Annotated in this window: 23 protein-coding genes; 13 read left to right on the forward strand and 10 right to left on the reverse strand. The window is 63.7% G+C overall.

Translation table 11 applies throughout. The features are described from left to right. Nucleotide 1: 1 nt before the first annotated feature. Nucleotides 2-817, reverse strand: a complete 816-nt coding sequence (locus tag U0025_RS14220; protein ID WP_004208071.1) for an HpcH/HpaI aldolase/citrate lyase family protein — start codon at nucleotides 815-817, stop codon at nucleotides 2-4. A gap of 77 nt (nucleotides 818-894) precedes the next feature. Here U0025_RS14220 and U0025_RS14225 point away from each other — a divergent pair, with 77 nt between their 5' ends. Together U0025_RS14225 and U0025_RS14230 are read left to right on the forward strand one after the other, a co-directional pair. After that, nucleotides 895-1,866, forward strand: a complete 972-nt coding sequence (locus tag U0025_RS14225) for an SPFH domain-containing protein (protein WP_004208072.1) — start codon at nucleotides 895-897, stop codon at nucleotides 1,864-1,866. A 424-nt stretch (nucleotides 1,867-2,290) separates the two neighbouring features. Beyond that, a complete protein-coding gene (locus U0025_RS14230; RefSeq protein ID WP_004208073.1) occupies nucleotides 2,291-2,737 on the forward strand; it encodes an NfeD family protein in 447 nt (148 codons plus the stop codon). Nucleotides 2,738-2,824: 87 nt separating this feature from the next. On the opposite strand, the gene U0025_RS14235 is transcribed toward U0025_RS14230, so the two are convergent. Continuing rightward, nucleotides 2,825-4,375: a hypothetical protein gene (locus tag U0025_RS14235; protein WP_157225190.1), complete on the reverse strand. Its 1,551-nt coding sequence runs from the start codon at nucleotides 4,373-4,375 to the stop codon at nucleotides 2,825-2,827. A 318-nt stretch (nucleotides 4,376-4,693) separates the two neighbouring features. On the opposite strand from U0025_RS14235, the gene U0025_RS14240 reads away from it, so the two are divergent. Together U0025_RS14240 and U0025_RS14245 are read left to right on the forward strand one after the other, a co-directional pair. Further along, entirely contained in the window at nucleotides 4,694-5,188 is a 495-nt protein-coding gene (locus U0025_RS14240; RefSeq protein ID WP_004208075.1) for a hypothetical protein, read from the forward strand. A 139-nt stretch (nucleotides 5,189-5,327) separates the two neighbouring features. Continuing rightward, nucleotides 5,328-7,163: a DUF885 domain-containing protein gene (locus tag U0025_RS14245; protein WP_004208076.1), complete on the forward strand. Its 1,836-nt coding sequence runs from the start codon at nucleotides 5,328-5,330 to the stop codon at nucleotides 7,161-7,163. A 247-nt stretch (nucleotides 7,164-7,410) separates the two neighbouring features. Here the strand turns inward: U0025_RS14245 and U0025_RS14250 are convergent, their stop codons facing one another. From U0025_RS14250 to U0025_RS14260, 3 genes are all read right to left on the reverse strand, one after another. Beyond that, complete coding sequence (locus U0025_RS14250) at nucleotides 7,411-8,259, reverse strand: ferredoxin--NADP reductase (protein WP_004208077.1); 849 nt, start codon at nucleotides 8,257-8,259, stop codon at nucleotides 7,411-7,413. Nucleotides 8,260-8,395: 136 nt separating this feature from the next. Next, complete coding sequence (locus U0025_RS14255) at nucleotides 8,396-8,713, reverse strand: hypothetical protein (RefSeq protein WP_004208078.1); 318 nt, start codon at nucleotides 8,711-8,713, stop codon at nucleotides 8,396-8,398. 125 nt (nucleotides 8,714-8,838) lie between these two features. After that, nucleotides 8,839-10,440 (reverse strand): phosphoenolpyruvate carboxykinase, encoded by a 1,602-nt coding sequence (locus U0025_RS14260; RefSeq protein WP_004208079.1) that lies wholly within the window; start codon nucleotides 10,438-10,440, stop codon nucleotides 8,839-8,841. Nucleotides 10,441-10,724: 284 nt separating this feature from the next. On the opposite strand from U0025_RS14260, the gene U0025_RS14265 reads away from it, so the two are divergent. The 9 genes from U0025_RS14265 (at nucleotide 10,725) to U0025_RS14305 (ending at nucleotide 18,745) form a co-directional block, all read left to right on the forward strand. Beyond that, nucleotides 10,725-11,429 (forward strand): response regulator transcription factor, encoded by a 705-nt coding sequence (locus U0025_RS14265; protein ID WP_004208080.1) that lies wholly within the window; start codon nucleotides 10,725-10,727, stop codon nucleotides 11,427-11,429. Beyond that, nucleotides 11,398-12,993, forward strand: coding sequence for a HAMP domain-containing histidine kinase (locus tag U0025_RS14270; RefSeq protein ID WP_004208081.1), 1,596 nt, complete (start codon nucleotides 11,398-11,400; stop codon nucleotides 12,991-12,993). The genes U0025_RS14265 and U0025_RS14270 overlap by 32 nt, the downstream gene beginning before the upstream one ends. Nucleotides 12,994-13,110: 117 nt before the next feature. After that, nucleotides 13,111-13,545: an HPr kinase/phosphorylase gene (locus tag U0025_RS14275; protein WP_004208082.1), complete on the forward strand. Its 435-nt coding sequence runs from the start codon at nucleotides 13,111-13,113 to the stop codon at nucleotides 13,543-13,545. Next, nucleotides 13,542-14,480, forward strand: coding sequence for an RNase adapter RapZ (gene rapZ, locus U0025_RS14280; RefSeq protein ID WP_004208083.1), 939 nt, complete (start codon nucleotides 13,542-13,544; stop codon nucleotides 14,478-14,480). The genes U0025_RS14275 and rapZ overlap by 4 nt, the downstream gene beginning before the upstream one ends. Nucleotides 14,481-14,502: 22 nt before the next feature. After that, nucleotides 14,503-14,907 carry a PTS sugar transporter subunit IIA gene (locus tag U0025_RS14285; protein WP_004208084.1) on the forward strand — a complete coding sequence of 135 codons (405 nt, stop codon included), beginning with the start codon at nucleotides 14,503-14,505 and terminating at the stop codon, nucleotides 14,905-14,907. Continuing rightward, the gene (locus tag U0025_RS14290) at nucleotides 14,904-15,176 is read left to right on the forward strand and encodes an HPr family phosphocarrier protein (RefSeq protein WP_004208085.1); all 273 of its coding nucleotides are present in this window, start codon (nucleotides 14,904-14,906) and stop codon (nucleotides 15,174-15,176) included. The genes U0025_RS14285 and U0025_RS14290 overlap by 4 nt, the downstream gene beginning before the upstream one ends. 137 nt (nucleotides 15,177-15,313) lie before the next feature. After that, nucleotides 15,314-16,309 (forward strand): sensor domain-containing diguanylate cyclase, encoded by a 996-nt coding sequence (locus U0025_RS14295; protein WP_004208086.1) that lies wholly within the window; start codon nucleotides 15,314-15,316, stop codon nucleotides 16,307-16,309. Between the two features lie 88 nt (nucleotides 16,310-16,397). Next, on the forward strand, nucleotides 16,398-17,195 hold the full coding sequence (locus U0025_RS14300) for a TrmH family RNA methyltransferase (protein ID WP_004208087.1): 798 nt from the start codon (nucleotides 16,398-16,400) through the stop codon (nucleotides 17,193-17,195). A gap of 278 nt (nucleotides 17,196-17,473) precedes the next feature. After that, a complete protein-coding gene (locus U0025_RS14305) occupies nucleotides 17,474-18,745 on the forward strand; it encodes an MFS transporter (RefSeq protein WP_004208088.1) in 1,272 nt (423 codons plus the stop codon). A gap of 1 nt (nucleotide 18,746) precedes the next feature. Here the strand turns inward: U0025_RS14305 and U0025_RS14310 are convergent, their stop codons facing one another. The 5 genes from U0025_RS14310 to U0025_RS14330 all read right to left on the reverse strand — a co-directional run bounded on the left by U0025_RS14310 (nucleotide 18,747) and on the right by U0025_RS14330 (nucleotide 23,734). Continuing rightward, nucleotides 18,747-19,262, reverse strand: a complete 516-nt coding sequence (locus U0025_RS14310; RefSeq protein ID WP_004208089.1) for a GNAT family N-acetyltransferase — start codon at nucleotides 19,260-19,262, stop codon at nucleotides 18,747-18,749. A 68-nt stretch (nucleotides 19,263-19,330) separates the two neighbouring features. Next, complete coding sequence (locus tag U0025_RS14315) at nucleotides 19,331-22,027, reverse strand: TonB-dependent receptor plug domain-containing protein (RefSeq protein ID WP_004208090.1); 2,697 nt, start codon at nucleotides 22,025-22,027, stop codon at nucleotides 19,331-19,333. A 326-nt stretch (nucleotides 22,028-22,353) separates the two neighbouring features. After that, a complete protein-coding gene (gene rplS / locus U0025_RS14320) occupies nucleotides 22,354-22,722 on the reverse strand; it encodes a 50S ribosomal protein L19 (RefSeq protein WP_004208091.1) in 369 nt (122 codons plus the stop codon). Nucleotides 22,723-22,727: 5 nt separating this feature from the next. Beyond that, on the reverse strand, nucleotides 22,728-23,465 hold the full coding sequence (gene trmD, locus U0025_RS14325) for a tRNA (guanosine(37)-N1)-methyltransferase TrmD (protein WP_004208092.1): 738 nt from the start codon (nucleotides 23,463-23,465) through the stop codon (nucleotides 22,728-22,730). Beyond that, on the reverse strand, nucleotides 23,462-23,734 hold the full coding sequence (locus tag U0025_RS14330) for a hypothetical protein (RefSeq protein ID WP_004208093.1): 273 nt from the start codon (nucleotides 23,732-23,734) through the stop codon (nucleotides 23,462-23,464). The genes trmD and U0025_RS14330 overlap by 4 nt, the downstream gene beginning before the upstream one ends. Between the last annotated feature and the right edge of the window lie 23 nt (nucleotides 23,735-23,757).

Consider the following 23,757-nt stretch of genomic DNA (forward strand, 5'->3'; position numbering starts at 1 on the left):
GCTATTGCCCGACCGCCTCCGCCCGCGCCACCAGCGCCCGCGCCTCCTCGACATGCATCGCCTCGATCATCCGCCCCTCGAAGCGCTCGGCCCCGCCGGTCGCCGCCTCGATCAGCCGGCGCGCATCCGCCACCGCCTGCGCATCCGGGCCGAACGCCTGGTTCGCCACCGGCACCTGTCCGGGGTGGATCAGCGTCTTGCCGTCAAAGCCGAAGCCATGGCCCTCGGCGCATTCCGCCTCCAGCCCCACCTCGTCATCCAGCCGGTTGAACACACCGTCGAACACCGCGATCCCCGCCGCGCGCGCCGCCAGCACCACGCTCTGCAGCACATGGGCCAGCCCCGCCCGCCCGGCCGACGGCGGAATGCTCAGATCCTTGCGCAAATCATTGGTGCCCACGAACAGCGCCGCGCAACCCTCGCCCGCCGCGATTCCCGGCGCCGCCAGCACGCCCTTCGCGCTCTCGATCATCGCGATCACCGGCTTCTGCGCGACGGAATAGACATCCTTCACCTGCTTGGCATTCTCGACCTTGGGCAGCACCACATAGTCGACCGCGGTGCGCTTCAATGCCACCATCTCTGGCCCATGCGACGGCATCCCCTCGACATTGATCCGCACCGCCATCAGCCGCCCGCCAAAGCCCTCGCCCACGGCCTCCACCGCCGCGTCCAGCGCCGCCGCCTTGTCCGCGTCGGGCACCGCATCCTCCAGGTCCAATATCACCATGTCGCACGCCAGCGTGCGCGCCTTGGCCACCGCGCGCGGATTGGACGCGGGCAGGAACAGCAGGGATCGGGCGTGGCGCAACTGCATCTTATGTCTCTCCATCACTTTGCCTTTTCCCGTTAACGAATAGCCGCCATAGTGCGCTCCCACATTGGGGAGGACATATGGTGACGACCTTCGCACTCACGGTCACGTTTCTGGTGCTCTTCTACCTGGCGGTCAGCGTCAAGGTGGTGCGGCAGGGCTATCAATATACCATCGAGCGTTTCGGCCGCTTTACCGAGGTGGCGAAGCCCGGCCTCAATTTCTACCCCGCCTTCTTCTACGCCGTCGGCCGCAAGATCAACATGATGGAGCAGGTCGTCGACATTCCGGGGCAGGAAATCATCACCAAGGACAATGCCATGGTGTCGGTCGACGGCGTGGTCTTCTTCCAGGTGCTCGACGCCGCCAAGGCCGCCTATGAAGTGTCCGAACTCTATGTCGCCATCATGCAGCTCGCCACCACCAATTTGCGCACCGTGATGGGCTCGATGGACCTGGACGAGACCCTGTCGAAGCGCGACGAGATCAACGCCCGCCTCCTCTCCGTGGTCGATCATGCCACCAACGCCTGGGGCATCAAGATCACCCGCGTGGAACTCAAGGACATCCGCCCGCCCGCCGACATCGTCAACGCCATGGGCCGGCAGATGAAGGCCGAGCGCGAGAAGCGCGCCAACATATTGGAGGCCGAGGGCCTGAAAAGCAGCGAGATCCTGCGCGCCGAGGGCCAGAAACAGTCGCAGATCCTGGAAGCCGAAGGCCGCCGCGAAGCCGCCTTCCGCGATGCCGAGGCGCGCGAGCGCGAGGCGGAAGCCGAAGCCAAGGCGACCCAGATGGTGTCGGACGCGATCGCCGCCGGCAATCCGCAGGCGCTCAATTACTTCAGCGCCCAGAAATATACCGACGCGGTGCAGCAATTCGCCACCTCGCCCAATGCCAAGACCATTCTCTTCCCGGTCGAGGCGACCCAGCTGATCGGCACGCTCGGCGGCATCGGCCAGCTCGCCAAGGAAGCGCTGGGCGACACCCCCACCCCACCAGCGCCACCCGCCGCACCACGGCGGGGACCGTTCGGCCAGACCCAGGGCTGAGGCGCGTGGCGATGGCGCATCTGCGCAACCGGTCCGCTCTGTCAGGCCATAGCGACCAAGCCATCGCGGGCTACGCACCCATCCCGCGCGCCCAAACCACCCCCACCGCCCCGAACCGCCCACCGCCTCCGTTCGCTTCGAGCCAAGTCGAGAAGCCCGCAGCGCAACGCCTCCTCCCAAAACCGTTCGCCCTGAGCCTGTCGAAGCCTGTCCAAGGAAAAGGGCTTCGACAAGCTCAGCCCGAACGGATTGTGTTTGGCCCCACCCACCCCCGTCATTCCCGCGAAAGCGGGTCGAAGAGAGGCCCGCGCCTCTCTTCGACATCTCCCGCACTTTCCGCTATCCGCGACGCCAGAGCAATTGCGCCCCGCCGCCACCGAAACGACGCAAAAACACCCCACCCCACCAACCACAGGACCACCCCATGAACGACTGGCTCAGCATGCTCCAGGATCATTGGGCCTGGCTGGTCTTCGCCGCGCTGCTGGCGATTGCGGAGGTGCTGATCCCCGGCGTCTTCCTGATCTGGATCGCGATCGCCGCCGCCATCACCGGCCTCGCCGCGCTGGCGCTGCCGATCGGCATTCCGCTCCAGCTGCTGATCTTCGCCGCGCTCTGCGTCGTCTCGGTCTGGGCCGGGCGGCGCTGGTATGTGGACAATCCGGTGCCCTCGACCGACCCCAATCTCAACGACCGCACCGCCCGCCTGATCGGCGAACTGGTGACAGTCGTGGAGCCGATCCGCGGCGGCGAAGGCCGGGTCAAGGTCGGCGACAGCGTCTGGACCGCCCGCGGCCCGGACAGCGAAGCGGGCGCGCGGGTGCGCGTGACCGGCGCCGAGGGTGCGGTGCTGTGGGTGGAGGGGGTGTAGAGAGAAACGGCAATCCGCCATACCCGACGATCAGTGCCCTCTTGCATCCCCCTTATGGCCGTAAATCAACCTTTCTTAAGATCGTCCTCAACTGGCACCAGTTCGCCGATGTGAGGGCATGTCTGACACGATAATTTGTCCTGTCCGGTCATCGAAAGCGTAATAAATTCGTAGGCATCTTTCAGGCTGTCGCGTATTCCCACCGTTTTTCAAATGCCAATTTGCGGAAATTCTTCTTCCCTGAAAATCGAAGGTATATTCATCGGCGCCACATGGTGCATTTGTTATGCCATCGAACACAGGAATATTAGACAACTCTCCACCACCTTCTAAAAATCTGGTTCTAGCGTCATAAGCGAGCCATCGGATCGCTCTTCCAGCAACGTCAATGTCTTGAAACTCAGATTTCTTAGCTCCGTGCCTAGCGGCCGATGCTAATGTGAGCCGACCCGTAAAGGTGACATCACACCAATCTACAAATTCTTCCCATTTTGAAGGAATGGGTGCCTCGGCCACTTCTTTACCAACTTCAGAGAGCGAGGCCTCCAAAATCGCAATCCGCGCGGCTGAAGAATACAACTGCGTCTCTGCGATATCAGCTCGATCGCTTTCCTCCTCGGATAGCTGTAGGGCCTGATCAACTTGCCCCTGCAAATCGTCAATTTGCGAATTAAGAGCAGCAACCTGCGCCTCGAGGGTAATGACCCGTTCACCGTCATTTACACCTGTTGCAGCTTGCGCGACCTTCTGTTTCTGAACGGCAGCGCTTCGAACTGCAGCAAAAGAAACGATTTCATGCCCAAGCCTACTTCTGCGAAGACTATCGCGCGCAACACTTCGCTGCAATTCAGCCGCTGTTTCAGCAGGTGACCTTCTGACGTGATAACCGAGGATAAGTCGGTGACCTCGAGGATCGGTGTCGAGATCGAAACCTGGTTGGTAAACACGCACCCCCCCATGAAAAACTGTCAGTTCTTTTCCTAGGGTATCGCTCAAATGAAAACTGAGTGCAGCAGGGAGCGAAACGACATGTGCCAAACCACACAACGCCTTCCCAAGCGAATCCACATCAAGCATAGGTCTTGATGGATCACCTTCACGTTCATCACCCGTTGCGACAATAATTGGCAATTTACGCTTTGGACTGTTGAGCCAATCGAACAACATTTCCACATGGTCAATTTCGCTGACGTGATGTGCGGCAGTCCTTATTGGCACCGGTCCGTCGACAAGTCCACAGACATCCGCGATCTGAAGCACAGGCCCAGGAACCGCAGGTTCGATAACCAATTGGCGCTCAGAAGAATTAACAAGCAGGCGAAGACCAAGCGTTACGCTACCGCTCTGGCTAGCCCTACCAAGACTGATCTCGCTGGACCATATCCGACCGGCCACATTTTTATCGGGATCATCAGCTCTGAGTGACCAAATAACTCCGTCACCATTTTCTACGCAACTTGCCATAGTAGCTCGACCCGCCACCGGCAGTTCAAAATGCATTCCATTCCATGCTTCAGCTGGAAGAATGGAACCAGCACGTTTTCGGGCCCATTTTAGAATTTCACTACGAGCAGCATTCATAACATCAAAATTACTGTTATTAGATATTTCTGATACAACTCTGAGAATCTCTCTCACCAACAAATCTTGAATCAGCACCTCTCATATTCGTCATAAAATTTGAATATTGCTCTTCCATTCCAACAATTCTTCCGCGCATTACAACACCCCCTCAAAAGCATCTAAATCTAATCGACCAACCCACGAAAACCGACCCGTTCTCAGACACACATTTCATCTGAAGATTCAGCTATAAAATACATTTCATTCATCAGCAGCAAATATGTATGAAAAGGCTTTCCATTCTATCGACTTACGGAAATTTTTCGCCCGCACTGAAAGGTCGTATTTACCCACCCTGTCCTACACCTCCACCCGCATGATAGCCTCGCCGGCATGACCGACATGCCCCTTCTCCACTTCACCTCCGTCCCGATGCTGCGCCGGCGCGCGTCGGGATGGTCGCCGGCCGCGCAGCGGGCCTTTATCGACATGCTGGCGCGCTGTGGCGTGGTGGCGCAGGCGGCGCGCAGCGTCGGCTGTTCGCCGCGCTCGGCCTATCAGCTGCGGCAGAAACAGGGGGCGGAGAGTTTTGCCGCCGCCTGGGACTGGGCGCTGGAGATGGGGCTGGACGCCGCTCGCGCCCAGGCGATCGCGCTGACCCGCTGCGCGCAGGTCCGCCCCATCGTCCGGCGCGGCGTGGTGGTCGGCCATCGCCGCGCGCCCGACAATCGGGTGATGCTGGCGGCGATGCGCACCATCTGTGCCGAGCGCAGCGGTGCCCGCGCCGCCATGCCCCATCGCCAGCGCATCGCCCTGCGCGATCTGGTCGCGGAACTCTCGATCAGCGCGCCGGAGATCGACCTTGGCAGCATCGCCCGATTATTATGATCTGTCGCAGGTAGGAAATAAGATGTCGAAATGTGCGGGAAATATGCGAAGTTAAGAGAGCGATTTCCAATCCGGCGCCCCGCCGGATGACTCGGAAATCGCGCCAGCCGCGTGAATTCCTACGGAGACCCTTTTCGCCATGACGACCTCCCGCCGCGATTTCCTCGTCGCCGGCTCCTCCGCCCTCGCTCTGTCCGCGCTCCCCGTCCGCGCCCTGGCGCAGGCGACCACCGCAGACGCCCGCGCAGAAGCCCTGCTCGCCGGCATGGCCGAAGCGATGCTGGCCGATGCGCCCGAAACCGCGAGCGGCCTTGGCCTCGACACCGGCGCCCGCGTCCCGCTCAAAGCGCGCCTGGGCGACAAGAGCCCGGCCGGCCAGGCGCGGATCGCCGCCCATGTGAAGGATCGCCTGACCCAGCTGCGCGCCGTCGATCTCGACGCCCTGTCGCCCGCCACCCGCACCGATGTGGAGGTGGTGCGCGCCGCCCATGAACTGGCCGATGCCGGCTTCGCCTTCCCCTTTGGCGACATGGCGATGATGAACAGCAACTGGTCCTATCGCAACGCGCCCTATGCCGTTGCCCAGAATACCGGCGCCTTCATCGAGACGCCCGATTTCCTCGACGCCAATCACGCCATCGCCACCCCGGCCGACGCCGACGCCTATCTCGAACGCCTCAGCCAATATGCCGCCAATCTCGACGGCGAGACCGAGCGGTTCCGCCATGACGCCGGCATCGGCGTCGTCGCCCCCGCCTTCCTGCTCGACAAGACGCTGGGCCAGATGAAGGCGGTGCAGGGCCAGCCGATCGACCAGTGGGTGCCGGTCGCCTCGATCGCGCGCCGCACCAAAGACATGCAGGGCGATTATGCCGCCAAGGCGCAGCAGATCACCCGCACCGCCATCGCCCCCGCGCTCGCCCGCCAGGCCGCCGAACTCACCCGCCAGCGCGCCACCGCGACCATGGATGCGGGCGTGTGGAAACTGCCGCAGGGCGATGCCTATTATGGCTGGGCGCTGCAGGCCGGCACCACCACCACCATGTCGCCCGACGAAGTCCATGCGCTGGGCCAGGAACAGCTCAAAGCCCTCCAGTCGGAAATGGACCAGCTCCTGAAATCCCTCGGCATGACCAAGGGGACCGTGGGTGAACGGATGACGGCGATGGGCAAGGATCCCCGCTATCTCTTCCCCAATGATGACAAGGGTCGCCAGCAGATCCTCTCCTATATCGACGGGCGCCTCGCCGACATCCGCACCCGCCTGCCCCGCGCCTTCGCGACCCTGGTGCCCGCCAAGCTGGTAGTGAAGCGGGTGCCGGTGGAGATCGAGGCCGGGGCGCCGGGCGCCTATGCCGGCGCGGGCACGATCGACGGCAGCGTGCCGGGCAATTATTATATCAACCTGCGCGATACCAGCATCTGGCCGCGCTATTCGCTGCCGACGCTTTGCTATCATGAGGGGATTCCGGGCCATATCTGGCAGGGCGAATATACGTATAAACTCCCCCTGATCCGCTCCATGCTCGCCTTCAACGCCTATTCGGAGGGCTGGGCGCTCTATGCCGAGCAGCTGGGCGACGAGCTGGGCGCCTATGATGGCGATGTCGCCGGGCGGCTGGGCTATCTCCAGTCGATCGCCTATCGCTGCTGCCGCCTGGTGGTCGACACCGGCCTCCATGCCAAGCGCTGGACCCGCGACCAGGCGATCCACTGGTTCGCCACCACCAACGGCTCCACGGTCGAGGATGTGCAGGGCGAGGTCGACCGTTATTGCGCCTGGCCGGGCCAGGCCTGCGGCTACAAGGTCGGCCATGGCGAAATCGTCCGCCTGCGCGGAATGGCGCAACAGGCGCTGGGCGACAAGTTCGACTTCCGCCTGTTCAACGATGCCGTGGTCAAGGGCGGCGGCGTGCCGATGACCGTGCTGGCGAAAAATGTCGACGCCTATGTCGCCCAGAGGAAGGGCGCGTAACGGACACGTCCGTCAGTGGACATGACATCCTCCCCTGCAAGGGGAGGGGGACCGGCGAAGCCGGTGGAGGGGTGTCACGCTATCGATGGCATGACACCCCTCCGTCAGCACTTCGTGCTGCCACCTCCCCTTGCAGGGGAGGATGGAAGAGCAGCCGTCCTGCTGAACATCCACTGCGCCATCACAAAGAAAAAAAGGGCCGGAGGATCGCTCCCCCGGCCCTTCCCTATTCTCGCTGCCGCAGCGCTTAGCCTACGAACGCGCGCTCGATCACGAACTGCCCCGGCGCGGCGTTGGAGCCTTCGGTGAAGCCCTGCTCCTCGAAGAACGCCGCGAACTGCTTGATCATCTCCATGCTGCCGCACATCATGATCCGGTCGGTTTCGGGATCGAACTTGGCCGCGCCCGGAATCCCCTCGAACAGCTTGCCGCTCTCGACCAGCTTGTCGATGCGCTCATTGTTGGGGAATTCTTCCCGCGTCACGGTCGGCACATAATGGAACTGGCCGGCGGCCTGTTCCGACACCAGCGGGTCTTCGGCCCACTTGCCTTCCATCTCTTCGCGGAAGGCGAGGTCGCTGACGCGGCGCACCGAATGCACCACCACGACCTGCTCGTAGAACTCATACACGTCCGGGTCGCGCGGCAGGCTCAGGAACGGCGCCAGGCCGGTGCCGGTCGACAGCATGAACAGCCGCTTGCCCGGCAGCAGCGCGTCGGTCACCAGCGTGCCGGTCGGCTTGCGGCCGAGATAGATCTGGTCGCCCGGCTCGATCTTCTGCAGCTTGCTGGTCAGCGGACCGTCCTGCACCTTGATCGACAGGAATTCGATTTCCTCGTCCCAGGCCGGGCTGGCGATCGAGTAGGCGCGCAGCAGCGGCTTGCCATTGTCGCCCTTCAGGCCGATCATGATGAACTCGCCCGAACGGAAGCGGAAGCTTGCCGGGCGGGTGATGCGGAAGCTGAACAGATGCTCGTTCCAGTGCTTCACCGACAGCACGGTTTCCACGGAAAGCGCGCCGGTGGGTTCCAGAACCGGCTTTTCGATCGTCACGTCGGTCAAGACCTTATCCTTGCATTTCGTCGGCGCCGCCATGATCGGGCGGCGCTAGTTGCGGATCATTCGCAATAATGGTGTAGTCCGCAAATGGCCCCACCGCATCGCGAAGGCAAGGCCAAAAAAACTTGGGGGCAACCAAGGGCCGGCTTTGCCGGCCCGCGCCGCAACCTGTTCAGCCGAACAGCCCCTTGGCCAGGCCGCTCAGTTCATTGAGCGGATTGCCGTCGCCATCGCGGTCCAGGAAGCCGCCCAACTGGCCCAAAATCGCCTCCGGCCCGCCAAACTGGCCCAGCAACTGCTGCAGCGCATCGGCCGACACGCCATGCTCGGCCGCCGTCTCGGCCAGTGCCGACACGCTGGTCTCGCCGCTGCCGATCTTGGCGCCGATCTCGTTCAGCAGGCCCTGCATCTGTTCCGGCTCCAGCCCGACCTTCTGCGCGATCGCTTCCAGCCCGCCCAGATTGCCCATCAGATTGTCGAACATGCCCATGCTAATCTCCGCTGCCATGATAGGCGGACAGCATAGCACCGCCACGCCCGCGCCAAAAGCAAAAGAGCCGGAGCGTTCCCGCCCCGGCCCCTTCCCTACACTGCTGCGTCCGATCAGGCGCCCATTCAGGCCGCCGTCAGCGCCGCGCTGCGCACGCCATCGTCAACATGCTCCTCGAACTGGGCGAAATTGTCGACAAAGGCCTTCACCAGCGTCGCCGCGGTCGCGTCATAGCCGTCCTTGTCCGCCCACATCGCGCGCGGATCGAGGATCTGGCTGTCGACGCCATTGACCGCCACCGGCACCTCGAACCCGAAATTGGGATCGGTGCGGAATTCGGCGCTGTTCAGGCTGCCGTCGAGCGCGGCATTGAGCAGCGCGCGCGTCACCTTGATCGGCATGCGCTTGATCCCCGGCATGGTCGCCTTGCCACCGGCCCAGCCGGTATTAACCAGCCAGCAGGTGACGCCGCCCTTGTTGATCCGCTCTTTCAGCAGATTGCCGTAGACGCTGGGGTGGCGCGGCATGAAGGGGGCGCCGAAGCAGGTCGAGAAGGTGGCGGTCGGCTCGGTCACACCGATCTCGGTGCCCGCGACGCGCGCGGTGTAACCGGACAGGAAGTGATACATCGCCTGCTCCGGGGTCAGCCGCGCGATCGGCGGCAGAACGCCATAGGCGTCGGCGGTCAGGAAGATGATGTTCTTGGGCACCGGCCCCAGATTCTTCTCCGACGTGTTCGGGATGAAGTCGATCGGGTAGGAACCGCGGCTATTTTCCGCCAGCGAGTTGTCGTCCAGGTCGATCTCGCGGCTTTCCTCGTCGATCACGACATTTTCCAGCACCGTGCCGAACCGCTTGGTGGTGGCGAAGATCTCCGGCTCGGCCTCGGCCGACAGGTTGATCATCTTGGCATAGCAGCCGCCCTCGAAATTGAAGACCGCCTGGTCCGACCAGCCATGCTCGTCATCGCCGATCAGGGTGCGGCTGGCATCCGCCGACAGCGTCGTCTTGCCGGTGCCGCTCAGGCCGAAGAAGACCGCGGTGTCGCCGTTCGCGCCGATATTGGCCGAACAGTGCATCGGCATCACGCCCTTGGTCGGCAGCAGGTAGTTGAGGATGCCGAACACCGACTTCTTCATTTCGCCGGCATAGCGGGTGCCGCCGATCAGGATCAGCTTCTCGGTGAAGTTGACCGCGATCACCGTCTCGCTGCGGCAGCCATGGCGGGCCGGATCGGCGACGAAGGTCGGCAGATCGATGATGGTATATTCCGGCGCGAAATCGGCCAGCGCCTGCGCCTCGGGCCGCACCAGCAGCGTGCGGATGAACAGGTTATGCCAGGCGAACTCGTTGATGACGCGCACATTGACCCGATATTCGGGCTGCGACCCGCCATAGAGGTCGGCGACATAGAGCTTGTCCTTCTCGCCCAGCGCCTTGAAGAAATCCTCCTTCAGCGCGGCGAAATGTTCCGGCGTCATCGGCACATTGGTCTTGCCCCACCAGACGGTGTCCTGCGTCTCGGCATCCTGGACGATGAACTTGTCGCTGGCGCTCCGGCCAGTATGCTTGCCGGTCTTGACGACCAGCGGGCCGTCCTTGGCCAAAATGCCCTCGCCATTGGCAAGCGCGGCCTCGACCAGCGGCGCAGTGCCGAGGTTCCAATACTGGGTGGCATGGGTGGAGATGCCCTGGTCGACCAGGGTGATTGAGGATTTGGCCTGCACGCCTTAGCTCCTGATGTAAAAAGTCCCTTAGTCGCTTGTCTTTTTATGCGACCGGCCCGTCCGGGAGCGCCGCGATCCTTGTCGCGCGGACATCCTCCCCTTCAAGCCCTACCGGCATAGGGCTTTGCGCCACGGCCGTCAAATAGGGGCGAACCACAGCCCGTCCCGAAAAACGACGCACGGGTCGCAGCAACAATTGCAACGCCCCTTCCTTGCAGGCCCGGCGGCCATCGTCTAACGCTGGATGCCTTCACCCATTTTATCATGACGTTCCGGGACGCAGCATGACCGCAACCATCGCGCTGGTGGATGATGACAAGAATATCCTGACGTCGGTGTCGATCGCGCTGCAGACCGAAGGGTTCGTCACGCGCATCTACACCGACCCGGAAGCCGCGCTGAAGGCGCTGACCGACAATCCGGCCGATCTGGGCGTGTTCGACATCAAGATGCCGCAGATGGACGGGCTGGAACTGCTGCGCCGTCTGCGCGAAAAGAGCCAGATGCCGGTCATCTTCCTCACCTCCAAGGCGGACGAGCTGGACGAGGCGCTGGGTCTGGCCATGGGCGCGGACGATTATATCTCCAAGCCCTTCTCGCAGCGACTGCTGATCGCGCGCATCCGCGCCATCCTGCGCCGCGCGGAGATCAGCCGCACGCCCGAAGCCGCCGACGAGCCGCCATCCGATCCGATCGTGCGCGGCCGGCTGGAGATGGACCCGCCCCGCCACCGGGTGAAATGGGACGGCAAGGATGTGACGCTGACCGTCACGGAATTCCTGATCCTGGAAACCCTCGCTGCACGGCCCGGCGTGGTGAAGAACCGCAACCAGCTCATGGACGCCGCCTATCAGGACGACGTCTATGTCGACGACCGCACGATCGACAGCCATATCAAGCGGCTGCGTCGCAAATTCCGAGAGGTAGACCCTGACTTCAACGCAATCGACACGCTCTATGGCGCCGGATACCGCTTCTCCGAAGAATGAGGACGCGCCGCTCGCGGTGCGCTGGTCGGGGCGATTGAGCCTCACCCCGCGCATCCTGGCGGTCAATGTCTTCGCGCTCGCCCTGCTGGCGGGCGGCTTCTTCTATCTGGACAGCTATCGCACGCGGATCGTCGACGATCGGCTGGAACAGTCGGCGCGCGAGCTGAAGCTGCTCGCCATTGGCCTGGAAAACGCGCCTGCCGACCGGCAGAATGCGCTGATCGCCGCCTATGCGCGCCAGACCGGCGACCGGGTGCGCCGCTATGACGCGGCCGGCAATCTGATGGCCGACAGCTTCGCCATGGATGCGCCGCGCTATCGGCTGCGCCTGCCCTCGGAAGAGGAATGGCAGCGCCATGTCGCCCGCTTCCTCGACAAGGCGGTCGACCGCGTCGTCTCCGCCGATCGCCCGCCCAATTTCGAGGAACCCGCCGTCGATCGCGCCAGCGCCTGGCCCGAACTGGTGCTGGCCGCCAAGACGCGCCAGCCCCAGGCGATGAACCGCTATGCGCCCGACCGCACCTTCATGATCTCGGCCGCCGTCGCGGTGCGCGACGGCTCGGGCCTGCTCGCGACCGAAAATGCGCGCGATATCACCCGCATCGTCCGCGCCGAACGGCTGCGTCTGGGCATCGTGCTGGCCGCCGCCGTCCTCGCCTCCGTGCTGCTGTCGCTGTTCCTCGCCCGCACAATCGTCCAGCCGCTCCAGCGTCTGGCCCGTGCCGCCGTGCGCGTTCGCCTCGGCCGCGCGCGGGAGGTCACCGTGCCCCGCCTGCCCGAGCGGCGCGACGAGATCGGCATGCTCGCCCGCGCCCTGTCGGACATGAGCCATGCGCTGCGCCAGCGGATCGACGCGACCGACGCCTTCGCCGCCGACGTCAGCCATGAACTCAAGAACCCGATCGCCTCGCTCCGTTCCGCGCTCGATTCGCTCGAACGGGTGGACCGGCCGGACCTGCGCGATCAGTTGATGGCGATCGCGCAGGATGATGTCCGCCGGCTCGACCGGCTCGTCACCGACATTGCCGAAGCCTCCCGCATCGACGCCCAATTGTCCCGCACCCGGTTCGAGCCGATCGACCTTGGCCTGCTGATCGAGCGCATGGTGCTGGCGCGCGAGGCACGCGGCGTGCCGCGCGGCATCCGCCTCGCCTTCGCCCGCCCACGCAAGGAAGTCGCCGTCGTTCTGGGCGAGGAACAGCGGATCGTGCGCGTGCTCGACAATCTGATCGACAATGCCATTTCCTTCTCGCCCGACGACGGGCTGGTCCAGATCATCGCCACCGTCGCCGACAATGAAGTGCTGGTCAGCGTCGAGGATGAAGGCCCCGGCGTGCCGGAGGGCGAGCGCGAGCATGTCTTCCGCCGTTTCCACAGCGTCCGCCCGGAAGGCGAGGCGTTCGGCAAGCATTCGGGTCTCGGCCTCGCCATCGCCCGCTCGATCGTCGAGGGGCATCAGGGCAAGATCAGCATCGCCGACCGCGAGGACAGGCTGAGCGGCGCCCGCTTCATCGTCCGCCTGCCCATGGCCGTGGAACGCGACCCCGGCATAATGTCCGAATGAAAGCAATAAGCTGTTCATTCCTGCTGGCCACAATGTGCCGCTGCGATGTCGCGTGAATCGACGCAATTCGATTTCCAACGCGGCGAACTGGGGCTAGAAGCAGGAAGGCAGGGGAACATGGTGCGGGCACTTTCATCAGAGACGCTTCACGCAACGACCGTCGCGATCGAGGGACGCTCGGTGCTGCTCTATGGCGCCAGCGGCATGGGTAAGTCCGACCTCGCCCTGCGCCTGATCGATCGCGGTGCGACGCTGGTTTCCGACGATTATACCCTGCTCAAGCGGGTCGACGGCCGGCTGATCGCCACCGCCCCCGAAACCATCAGCGGCAAGATGGAAGTGCGCGGCATCGGCATCGTGCCCGTGCCCCATGTCGGTGATTCGCCGGTCGCGCTGATCGTCGATCTGGCCGAAACGGTCGAACGCATGCCGATGCACGCTGCCACCCGTACCATCGCCGGGGTCGAAATTCCGCTGGTCGCCGTCGTCGCGCATGAGGCGTCCGCCCCGATCAAGGTCGAACTCGCGCTCAAGGCCCTGGGCAAGACATGAGCGATAGCGCGCCCAAGACCATCCTGCTCGTCTCCGGCCTGTCGGGCGCCGGCAAGACCACGGCGCTCAAGACGCTGGAGGATATGGGCTGGGAAGTGGTGGACAATCTGCCGCTGGTGCTGCTCGATCGCCTGCTCGACACGCCCCTGCCCGCCGGTCATGGCGGCGAGGATGACCGGCCGCTGGCGCTCGGCATCGACGCACGCACCCGCGGCTTCGACGCCAATGCCATCGTCCAACGGATCAAGGCGCTGCGCGAACGCCATGGCCATGATATCGAGACATTGTTCCTCGACTGCTCGGGCGCCGAGCTGGAACGCCGCTACGCCGAAACCCGCCGCCGCCACCCGCTGGCGCAGGATCGCCCGGCCGCCGACGGCATCGCCCGCGAACGCGAACTGACCGAACCGCTGCGCCGCTGGTCGGCCCAGCTGATCGACACCACCAGCCTGTCGACCAATGCGCTGCAGCAGGAAATGCGCGCCCGCTTCGCCCGCGAACAGCTCTCCGACCCGGTGCTGACCATCCTCTCCTTCGGCTATTCGCGCGGCGTGCCGCGCAATGTCGACCTGATGTTCGACATGCGCTTCCTGCGTAACCCCTTCTGGGACGAGGATTTGCGTCCCAAGACTGGCCTCGACGCCGATGTCGCCGCCTATATCCAGGCCGACCCGGCCTATCAGGAGGCGCTGGGCAAGATCCAGGATCTGCTGACGACCCTGCTGCCGCGCTACGCCGAGGCCGGCAAAACCTATATTACCGTGGCTTTCGGCTGCACCGGCGGGCGCCATCGCTCGGTCCATGTCGCCGAACATGTCGCTAGATACTTGCAAGATGCGGGCTTTTCGCCCACCGTCTCGCACCGCAATATGGAATCAGCGCCCCAGGACAGTCTGGAGAAGCGCAGACCGGGAGGCCCGAAAGCAATATCATGACAAAGGTGGGCCGCGGAAGCAGATGATCGGACTCGTACTCGTCACCCATGGGTCGCTTGCGACGGAATTCGTCGTGGCCATGGAACATGTCGTGGGACCGCAACAGCAGATCGAAACGATCTGCATCGGGCCGGAAGATGACATGGAATTGCGCCGCGCGGACATCGCGGCGGCGGTCGCGCGCGTCAATGACGGCGCCGGCGTCATCCTGCTGACCGACCTGTTCGGCGGCACCCCGTCCAACCTCGCCATCTCGCTGCTCAAGGCCGGCGAGATCGAGGTGATCGCGGGCATCAACCTGCCCATGCTCATCCGCCTGGAAAGCGCCCGCAAGGTGATGGACGTGCGCGCCGCCGTCGCCGCTGCCCGCGAAGCAGGCCAGAAATATATCAGCGTCGCATCGGAATTGCTGGGCAGCACCTCATGAATGATATCAGCCGGGAAGTCAGGATCAGCAACAAGCGCGGCCTCCACGCCCGCGCCAGCGCGAAATTCGTGACCCTGGCCAGCGGCCTGCCCGCCCAGATCACCGTCAGCAAGGATGGCAGCGAAGTCACCGGCACATCGATCATGGGCCTGATGATGCTCGGCGCCGCCATGGGCGACAGCATCACCATCAGCGCTGCCGGCCCCGACGCGCATGACAGCCTGCACCAGCTCGTCGCCCTGGTCGAAGACAAGTTCGGCGAGGAATAGGCGCGACCAGCGGCCGCGTTGCCGCGACGGGTTCCCATCCCGACATTGACGTCACGGCCCCGCCGCCCCATCTTGCGACATAGGGCGACCGCTGATCGGGAGGCAGCATTCGCCACCGGTTCAAGTGGATAGGCGCCATGCTCGACACGAAATTGAACGACGAAGCCGCCCGCCTGGCCGCGCTCGGGCGCTATGAAATTCTCGACACCCCGCCCGAGCCCGCCTTTGATCGCATCACCCAGCTTGTCCGGTCGATCCTGGGCGTGCCGATGTCGGTCGTGTCGCTGATCGATGGCGATCGCCAATGGTTCAAGTCGCGCACCGGCATCGACGCGACCGAAACCCCGCGCGACATCGCCTTTTGCAACCACACCATCCGCGACCGCGTGCCGATGGTCGTCCCCGATGCCTGTTCCGACCAGCGGTTCAGCAGCAATCCGCTGGTCACCGGCGATCCCAACATCCGCAGCTATGCCGGCGTCCCGCTGGCGACGCCCGACGGCTATAATGTCGGCACCCTCTGCGCGATCGATACCGTGCCGCGCGAATTTGATCCCGGCCAGATCGCCATCCTCGAAAATCTCGGCGCGCTGGTGGTGGAGCAACTGGAACTGCGCCGCATCGCCGAGCGCGACCATCTGAGCGGCGCCCTCACCCGCCGCGCCTTCGTGGCGGAAATGGACAAGCATATCGCCCTCTTCCGCCGCTATGCGCGTCCGGCCAGCCTGTTGCTGTTCGACATCGATCATTTCAAGCGAGTCAATGACACCCATGGCCACCCCGCCGGCGATGTCGTGATCCGCGAGGTCGCCGCCTGTTGCGACCGGACCAAGCGCCCGAACGACATATTGGGCCGGCTTGGTGGGGAAGAGTTCGGCGTGCTGCTCCCCGAAAGCAACGCAGCGCAGGCCGGGGCTGCCGCCCAGCGTTTCTGCGATGCCATCGCCGCACTGGAAATCGCCCATATCCCGCCGCTGCGCGTCACCGCCAGCTTCGGCATTGCCGAGATCGGGCCCGACCGGATCAGCAGCGACGCCTGGCTCGCCGCCGCCGACATCGCCCTCTACGCGGCCAAGCATGGCGGCCGCAATCGCGTGGCCATCGCGAAAACGGACGCCGCCCAGCCCGACTGACACCGAAAGACTGTCCTTTTCTCCATTCCCTCGATAGAGAGGCCGCTTCGTCCGCACTGGTCGCGGACCAGAAGGCAGGACGCAGAACGTGGCACGCGAAATCACCGGTTTTTCCAATCCGCTGGTCAAGCGCGTGCGCTCGCTGCGGGAAAAGAAATATCGCAAGGCCGAAGGGCTGTTCCTGGCCGAAGGGCTGCGCATCCTGACCGAAGCGCGCGAGGAAGGCGTGCTGCCCGAAATGCTCTTCCATGCCGGCTCCACCCACCCGCTCGCGCTCGACCTGATCGACGCGATCGAGGCGGACGGCGGCGACGTGATCGAAACCACGCCCGACATCCTGTCCAAGATCAGCGGCAAGGATAATGCCCAGGCCGTGGTCGGCGTCTATCGCGACCGGCTGACTCCGCTGGAAAAGCTCGATCGCAACACCGCCGACATCTGGATCGTCGCCCAGTCGCTGCGCGATCCCGGCAATCTCGGCACCATATTGCGCACCGGCGACGCGGTCGGTGCCGGCGGCCTCATCCTGATCGACGATTGCGTCGATCCCTTCTCGGTCGAATCGGTGCGTGCCAGCATGGGCGCCCTGTTCACCCAGTCGATCACCCAGGCACGCTGGGGCGAATTCATGCACTGGCTGCGCCAGGGGCCGGGCGAACTGATCGGCACCAGCCTGAAAGCGACCCAGGATTATCAGGAACCCAATTATCAGAGCCCCAGCTTCCTGCTGGTCGGCAATGAGGCGCAGGGCCTGCCCGAAAGCTATGAGGCCGAATGCGACCAGCTGGTGAAGATGCCGATGCTGGGCAAGGCCGACAGCCTCAACGCCGCGGTCGCGACGGCGGTCATGGCCTATGAGCTGCTGAACCAGAAACGACGGAAATAGAGGCGAATGTCATCATCCTCCCCTGCAAGGGGAGGTGGCAGGGCGAAGCCCTGACGGAGGGGTGTCGCCCTATCGCGCGCGGCACCACCCCTCCACCATTTGCTAGAGCATTCTGCGAGTCGTCGGCTGGAACAGCCGACGACTCGCAGAATGCGGCAAACAAAAGGAAATTAGAGCATCCTCCGATTCAACCTAATTGGAGGATGCTCTAGGCAAATGGTCCCCCTCCCCTTGCAGGGGAGGATGGCGGCGCGAAGGGATTGAGAAGGATGGGGGCTATGACACAGACGAGCGGCATGGGCGCAATGTGGCTGCACAAGCGGGTGCTGGCAGCGAGCCTCATCGGCACGGCGGTCGAATTTTACGACTTCTACATCTATGCCACCGCCGCCAGCCTGATCTTCCCCTCGCTCTTCTTCCCGGCCTCCTCGCCCTCGGCGCAGTTGATGGCTTCCTATGGCAGCCTCGCTCTCGCCTTCCTCGCCCGACCGCTCGGCGCCGCCGTATTCGGCCATTATGGCGACCGCATCGGGCGCAAGGCGACGCTCGTCACCTCGCTGATGCTGATGGGCGGCTGCACATTGCTGATCGGCTTCCTGCCGACCTATCTCATGATCGGCTTCTGGGCGCCGCTGATCCTGTGCGTGCTGCGCTTCGGCCAGGGCTTTGGCCTGGGCGGCGAATGGGGCGGCGCGGCGCTGCTGGCGGTCGAGAATGCGCCTGAGGGCTGGCGCGCCCGCTTCGGCATGTTCCCGCAACTGGGCGCCCCGGTCGGCTTCATCGCCGCCAACGGCCTGTTCCTGCTGCTCGGCGCCTTCCTGACCGATGCGGAATTCTTCGCCTGGGGCTGGCGCCTGCCGTTCCTGGGCAGTTCGGTCCTCGTGATCCTGGGCCTCTGGGTCCGCCTCAAGCTCACCGAGACGCCCGAATTTGCCGCGGCGCAGCAGGAAGCACCGCCACCCGCCGTGCCGCTTGCCACCCTGCTCTCGACCCATCTGGGCGCGGCCATCGCCGGCACCTTCGCCTGCGCCGCCTGCTTCGCCGTCTATTATATCGCCACCGCCTTTGCGCTGGGCTATGGCACCACCGCGCTCAAGATCGACCGGGAAATCTTCCTCGCTATCCAGCTTGGCGCCATCATGTTCATGGCGCTCAGCATCGTGATCGCCGGCTGGTGGTCGGACAGGAGCAGCCCTACCCGCGTCCTCGCCTGGGGCTGTGCCGGCACGCTGGTCATGGGTATCGTCTTCGGCCCGCTGATCGGCACCGCCGCGCTGCTGCCGATCTTCGTCGCGCTCAGCTTCGCCCTGTTCGTGATGGGCTTCATCTACGGCCCGCTCGGCGCCTATCTGCCCGCCCTCTTCCCGACCCAGCTGCGCTATACCGGGGCGTCCTTCGCCTTCAACCTGGGCGGCATATTGGGCGGCGCGCTGGCGCCGATCGTCGCGACCTGGCTGATCGGCATGCAGGGCGTCGCGCTCGTCGGCCTCTATATGTCGGCCGCCGCGCTCATCAGCCTGGCTGGCCTGTGGTGGACCAGCCGCACCTGAATCAGATTGCCTTGCGCATCAGGATCATCGGCACGCCGCTATCCTCGAACGGGCGGACATCGATGAACCCGAAGCTGCGATAGAGCGGCACGCCGGCCATCGTCGCCGACAATTCCAGCGCGGCAAAGCCCTCCTGCCGGGCGGCGGCCTCACACAGCGCCAGGATGGTCGTGCCGACCCCTTTGCGGACATGGTCGGGATGGGTGTACATCGCCCGCACCTTCGCCGCCTCGGTCGCGGGATCGAGCATGCGGTCGTCGCGCCCGGCCGTGTGGTCGCCGCCATAGGCGGTCGCCCGGCGGCTCCATCCGCCACATCCGGCGATCGCGCCATCCGCCTCCACCACGAAATAGGTCCGGTCACCGATCAGCCGCCGGTCCAGCCCCATGAAGCCATGGCTGGCCTGCACCTGCGCAGCGGTCAGATAGGCCGACTGCAATTGCTCGATAGCCAGCGTCATCAGGGCGGACAAAGCGGGTTCGTCGGCGGCGGTCGCCAGGCGGTTGGTCAAGGACATGACCCCTCCTGCAACGAAATCGGCCGGCCCCGCAAGGGACCGGCCGACCGGATCATGACGATGCGGGATCAGAACTTGAATCCGACCTTCGCATACCAGAAGCCGCCGTTGAAGCCGAAGGGCGATACGTCGGGATAGATGTCACCGGTGAAGCGACCACCCGTCGACGCATAGACCGGCCCCAGCCCGCCAGCGCGATTATCATATTTGTCGGGATAGTTGCTGAACAGGTTCTGCGCGCCGGCACTCAGCGTGAAATTGTCATTGAGCTGATAGCTGACTTCCAGATCGAACACGAACTCGCTGCCAAAGCTCTGATTGACATAGCTTTCGCCGTTCGCACCGGTGCCGTCGTCATAGACCTTGTACTTGCCATACCAGTTCGCCCGACCGAGCACCGACAGCGCGCCGCTGGTCCAGTTCTCGGTCAGGATCACGCGCGTCTTGGGCAGCGTATTCTGCAACTGCATGATGCGCGTGTCGCTGATGATCGGCGACCCGGTATCGGGGTCCAGCCCGACACGGATGACCTTCGTCTTGTTGTAGTTGAAGGCCAGCGTCGTGTTGAACGTCCCCATGCTGTCGGTCGAGAAGCGATAGCTGCCGACCACGTCGACACCCTGGGTGCGGGTATCGAAGGCATTGGTCAGGAACTGCACCTCGTTCACCGTGGCATAGTTGGCCAGGCCCAGCGCCTGAAGCTCGGGCCGCTGATCGTCAGTGATCACCCGCGATCCAGTGGTGCCGATGCGGTCCTTCACCTTGATGTTGTAATAGTCGATCGTCAGCGACGCGCCGGGGGCCGGCGTGAACACCGTACCGGCCGAGAAGCTGACCGACTCTTCCGGCTTCAGCGGCACGGCGCCCAGATATTGTGCGACCGGGCTGGCGACCGGCAGCGTCATGAACTCGATCGCGTTGGGATTGCCCGGATTGAAGGTGGTCGCGATGCTGCTGGTGTTGGTCTGGCCCGGCGTCGGCGCACGGAAGCCGGTCGACAGTGTGCCGCGAACCGCGAACACATCCGGCACGATGGCATAGCGCGCCGACACCTTGCCCGTGGTCGAATTGCCGAAGTCGGACAGATGCTCGTAGCGGCCCGCAAAACCCAGCGAGAAGGCTTCGGTGATGTCGCCTTCCACGTCGATATAGAGGCCCTTGGAATTGCGGCTGCTCTCCCCCGCGATCGCCGGACCATAGCCGGGGAAGCCATTGGCGCCGACCGGCAGTGCGACCGAGAGCTGGCTGCCGTCCGCGTTCAGCACCGGCGTGCCATCCTGATGGAAGACCAGGTTCCCGGTATAGGGCCCGATCGCATAGGAGGCGGCGTCACCCAGGCCCAGTTCATAGGATTCCCGGAAATACTGCCCGCCAAAGGCGATCGTGATCGGGCTCGCCAGCCCGACTTCCCAGGGATAGCTGAAGTCCGCATTGAACAGCGTTTCGCGTTGTTCCAGCTTGCCGAGGTAGAATTCGGTCGGCGAGGTGATGCCCAGCGACGGGTTCATCGTGCCGTTCATCGTATATTTCAGCGTCGACTGGCCATAGCTGCCCGACAGGTCGTAGTTCAGGCCAAAGCCGAGCGTGCCCTTATAGCCGACGGTGCCCGAAATATCGTCGATCTTGCCGAAGAAGATCGGCGTGAAGCCGCCCGAATAGACGCAGCTCCAGTTCTGCACCAGCGGATCGGAGCAATCCGACACCTGCGTATAATCCCGCGTCGTGGGGTCATAGCCGTTGGGCGCATAGACATTGCCGCCCGCCGCGCCGGTCTGGATGCCCGGCGTCGTGTTGTCGAAATCGGTGAAATAGTCGTTGAAGATACCGTTCAGGCCGAAATTGGCGGAATTGACCGACTGGCGATAGTTGAAGCTCTCTTCCTGGAAGCTGTGGCCATAATTGCCAAAGAAGTAGATGCTGCTTTCGTCGCCCAGGTCGAACCCGCCATTCACGAAGAAGCGATAGGATTCCATCTTCGGATTGCCATAGCGCTGCGCCAGCTTGGGCACGCCGATGTCGGGCTGCTCCTGCGACAGTTCCAGCGCGCCGGGTCGGGTGACGCCGCGGCTGGTCTTGCCGGCGTTCACATATTCGCCGCTGATGTTGATGAAGCCATTGTCGCCCAGCTTGAAACCACCGTTCAGCGCGACCTGATAATCCTCGCCATCGCCGCGATAATATTGGCCATAGCGGGCATAGCCCGAAATGCCGTCGGTATCGTCGCGCAGCGCCATGTTGATGACGCCCGCGATCGCGTCGGAACCATATTGGGCCGAAGCGCCGTCGCGCAGCACTTCGACGCTGCGCACCGCAATCGCCGGAATCTGCGCAAGGTCGGCCGAATGGGCGCCAGCGGACTGGGCGTTCGCGCCGATCTGCACCAGCGCGGAACGGTGCATGCGCTTGCCGTTCACCATCACCAGCGTCTGGTCGGGCGCCAGCCCGCGCAGGTTGGGCGGCCGGACGAAGGAGGAGCCGTCACCAATGGCATAGCGCGCCACCGAAAAGGACGGGACCAGGTTCTGGATCACCTGGTTCATGTCGGCGACGCCCTGCTTCTGCAGTTCCTCGCCGGAATAGACATCGATCGGCGTCGGCGATTCGGCGACGGTACGGTCGGTACGCCGCGTGCCGGTGACGATGATCGTCTGGCCGGGCGTTTCCGCTGCGGCCGCCTGGGGCGCGACATCCTGCGCAAGAACAGGCATGGAATAGGACAGTGCAATGGCAATCGCACTGCATGAAAACAGACCCTGATACTTCATCAAAAAGCCCCCTATTTCTTTTTTTAGAGACCTTTCGACACCCCCCTCTTCTTGTTGCCGGATGAGATCGGAATGGACGCAGTTATCCGTTCCTGAAATCGGAAATTTCAGTGCGTTTCACTCAGTAACATCTGGAAATATCAGGCTGGCATAATTGCATCGACTGCGAAATGGCCCTTTGAGCGGCCGCAAAAATTTGTTCGCAAGCGCAATAATTCATGCCGTAAAACAGCGTGTCAAATCATTGTAACACAAAGAAAAAGGCGGCAGCCCCGGGGGCCACCGCCTGTTTCATTTTTACAACTGTCAAGGACAGTTTTGAAGGATCAACCTTCGGTGCGGGTATCGCGGCGCTCGGCGATACGAGCGCGCTTGCCGGTGCGGCCACGCAGATAATAGAGCTTGGCACGACGCACGACACCGCGACGAACGACGGTGATCGAATCGAGGTTGGGCGAGTAGAGCGGGAACACGCGCTCCACGCCTTCGCCGAACGAAATCTTACGAACGGTGAAGTTGCTGCCCATGCCCTTGTTGGAACGGGCAATGCAGACGCCTTCATAGTTCTGGACGCGGCTGCGCTCGCCTTCGACAACCTTCACGCCGACGCGCAGGGTGTCACCGGGACGGAAATCGGGGATTTCCTTCGCCAGGGCGGCAATGTTTTCGGCCTCGATCTGCTGGATCAAGTTCATGTAACTCAGTCCTTATTTTCGCGTTGCGCACCAGAGGGCGACTGGTCCCGAACACCGATATGGCGTTCCCAAAGGTCCGGCCGCCTTAGCCGTGTATCTGCCTCCGCCTGTTGTTTCCGCCAGGCGGCGATCTTCGCATGATCCCCCGATCGCAACACTTCGGGAATCCTGCGCCCCTCCCATTCGACCGGTCGGGTATAATGCGGATATTCGAGCAACCCCGTTTCAAAGGATTCCTCGACACCGCTGGAAGCGGCGCCCATTACACCGGGAAGCAGGCGGATGCAAGCATCCAGCAGCATCAGCGCGCCCATTTCCCCGCCGGACAGGATGATGTCGCCCATCGATATCTGCTCGATCGGCCGGGCGTCGAAAATCCGTTCGTCAAAGCCCTCGAACCGCCCGCACAGCAAGGTCACGCCGGGACCGTCCGCCAGCGCCCGGATCCGCGCCTGGGTGATCGGCTTGCCGCGCGGCGTCATCGCCAGGATCGGCAGGTCGGGCCGCTGCGCCAGCGCATGGTCGATACCGCGCGCCAATATGTCGGGCTTCAGCACCATGCCCGCGCCGCCCCCGGCCGGCGTGTCGTCGACGGTGCGATGCTTGTCGGTCGCAAAGCCGCGCATCTGGATCGGATCGCACGACCATTTCCCCTCGGCCAGCGCACGTCCGGCAAGCGACACGCCCAAAGGGCCCGGAAACATCTCGGGATAGAGGGTCAGGATCTGGGCCGCAAAGCTCATCGCCGGCGCGCCCGCAGCCGGGCAGCAGACAGGCCGCCAACCAGGCAGAGCGCGCCGCAGCCCATCATCACGAAGCCGATCATCCGCAGCATGTCGGCAAAGGGCCGTTCGGGATGCAGCATGCCCGGCAGCAGCACCAGCAGCGGCAGGGGACAGACCAGCCCGATCGCCACCAGCCCCTTCACCCAGAGCGGCCAGCCAAGGCCGAACAGCCGCCAGCCGCCAGCCAGCATCATCAGCAGATAGATTGCGGTCAAAATTTGCGCCATGGCTGCGCGCCTAGAGCATTTTC

Origin of the sequence: Sphingobium yanoikuyae (genome assembly GCF_034424525.1) — a bacterium.
Taxonomy (GTDB): domain Bacteria; phylum Pseudomonadota; class Alphaproteobacteria; order Sphingomonadales; family Sphingomonadaceae; genus Sphingobium; species Sphingobium yanoikuyae.

Bases quoted from the DNA above. Each gene is read 5' to 3' on its own strand.
- U0025_RS14220 (WP_004208071.1), bottom strand. From the start codon at position 817: ATGCAGTTGCGCCACGCCCGATCCCTGCTGTTCCTGCCCGCGTCCAAT.
- U0025_RS14225 (WP_004208072.1), top strand. From the start codon at position 895: ATGGTGACGACCTTCGCACTCACGGTCACGTTTCTGGTGCTCTTCTAC.
- U0025_RS14230 (WP_004208073.1), top strand. From the start codon at position 2,291: ATGAACGACTGGCTCAGCATGCTCCAGGATCATTGGGCCTGGCTGGTC.
- U0025_RS14240 (WP_004208075.1), top strand. From the start codon at position 4,694: ATGACCGACATGCCCCTTCTCCACTTCACCTCCGTCCCGATGCTGCGC.
- U0025_RS14245 (WP_004208076.1), top strand. From the start codon at position 5,328: ATGACGACCTCCCGCCGCGATTTCCTCGTCGCCGGCTCCTCCGCCCTC.
- U0025_RS14250 (WP_004208077.1), bottom strand. From the start codon at position 8,259: ATGGCGGCGCCGACGAAATGCAAGGATAAGGTCTTGACCGACGTGACG.
- U0025_RS14255 (WP_004208078.1), bottom strand. From the start codon at position 8,713: ATGGGCATGTTCGACAATCTGATGGGCAATCTGGGCGGGCTGGAAGCG.
- U0025_RS14265 (WP_004208080.1), top strand. From the start codon at position 10,725: ATGACCGCAACCATCGCGCTGGTGGATGATGACAAGAATATCCTGACG.
- U0025_RS14270 (WP_004208081.1), top strand. From the start codon at position 11,398: ATGGCGCCGGATACCGCTTCTCCGAAGAATGAGGACGCGCCGCTCGCG.
- U0025_RS14275 (WP_004208082.1), top strand. From the start codon at position 13,111: ATGGTGCGGGCACTTTCATCAGAGACGCTTCACGCAACGACCGTCGCG.
- rapZ (WP_004208083.1), top strand. From the start codon at position 13,542: ATGAGCGATAGCGCGCCCAAGACCATCCTGCTCGTCTCCGGCCTGTCG.
- U0025_RS14285 (WP_004208084.1), top strand. From the start codon at position 14,503: ATGATCGGACTCGTACTCGTCACCCATGGGTCGCTTGCGACGGAATTC.
- U0025_RS14290 (WP_004208085.1), top strand. From the start codon at position 14,904: ATGAATGATATCAGCCGGGAAGTCAGGATCAGCAACAAGCGCGGCCTC.
- U0025_RS14295 (WP_004208086.1), top strand. From the start codon at position 15,314: ATGCTCGACACGAAATTGAACGACGAAGCCGCCCGCCTGGCCGCGCTC.
- U0025_RS14305 (WP_004208088.1), top strand. From the start codon at position 17,474: ATGACACAGACGAGCGGCATGGGCGCAATGTGGCTGCACAAGCGGGTG.
- U0025_RS14310 (WP_004208089.1), bottom strand. From the start codon at position 19,262: ATGTCCTTGACCAACCGCCTGGCGACCGCCGCCGACGAACCCGCTTTG.
- U0025_RS14315 (WP_004208090.1), bottom strand. From the start codon at position 22,027: ATGAAGTATCAGGGTCTGTTTTCATGCAGTGCGATTGCCATTGCACTG.
- rplS (WP_004208091.1), bottom strand. From the start codon at position 22,722: ATGAACTTGATCCAGCAGATCGAGGCCGAAAACATTGCCGCCCTGGCG.
- trmD (WP_004208092.1), bottom strand. From the start codon at position 23,465: ATGAGCTTTGCGGCCCAGATCCTGACCCTCTATCCCGAGATGTTTCCG.
- U0025_RS14330 (WP_004208093.1), bottom strand. From the start codon at position 23,734: ATGGCGCAAATTTTGACCGCAATCTATCTGCTGATGATGCTGGCTGGC.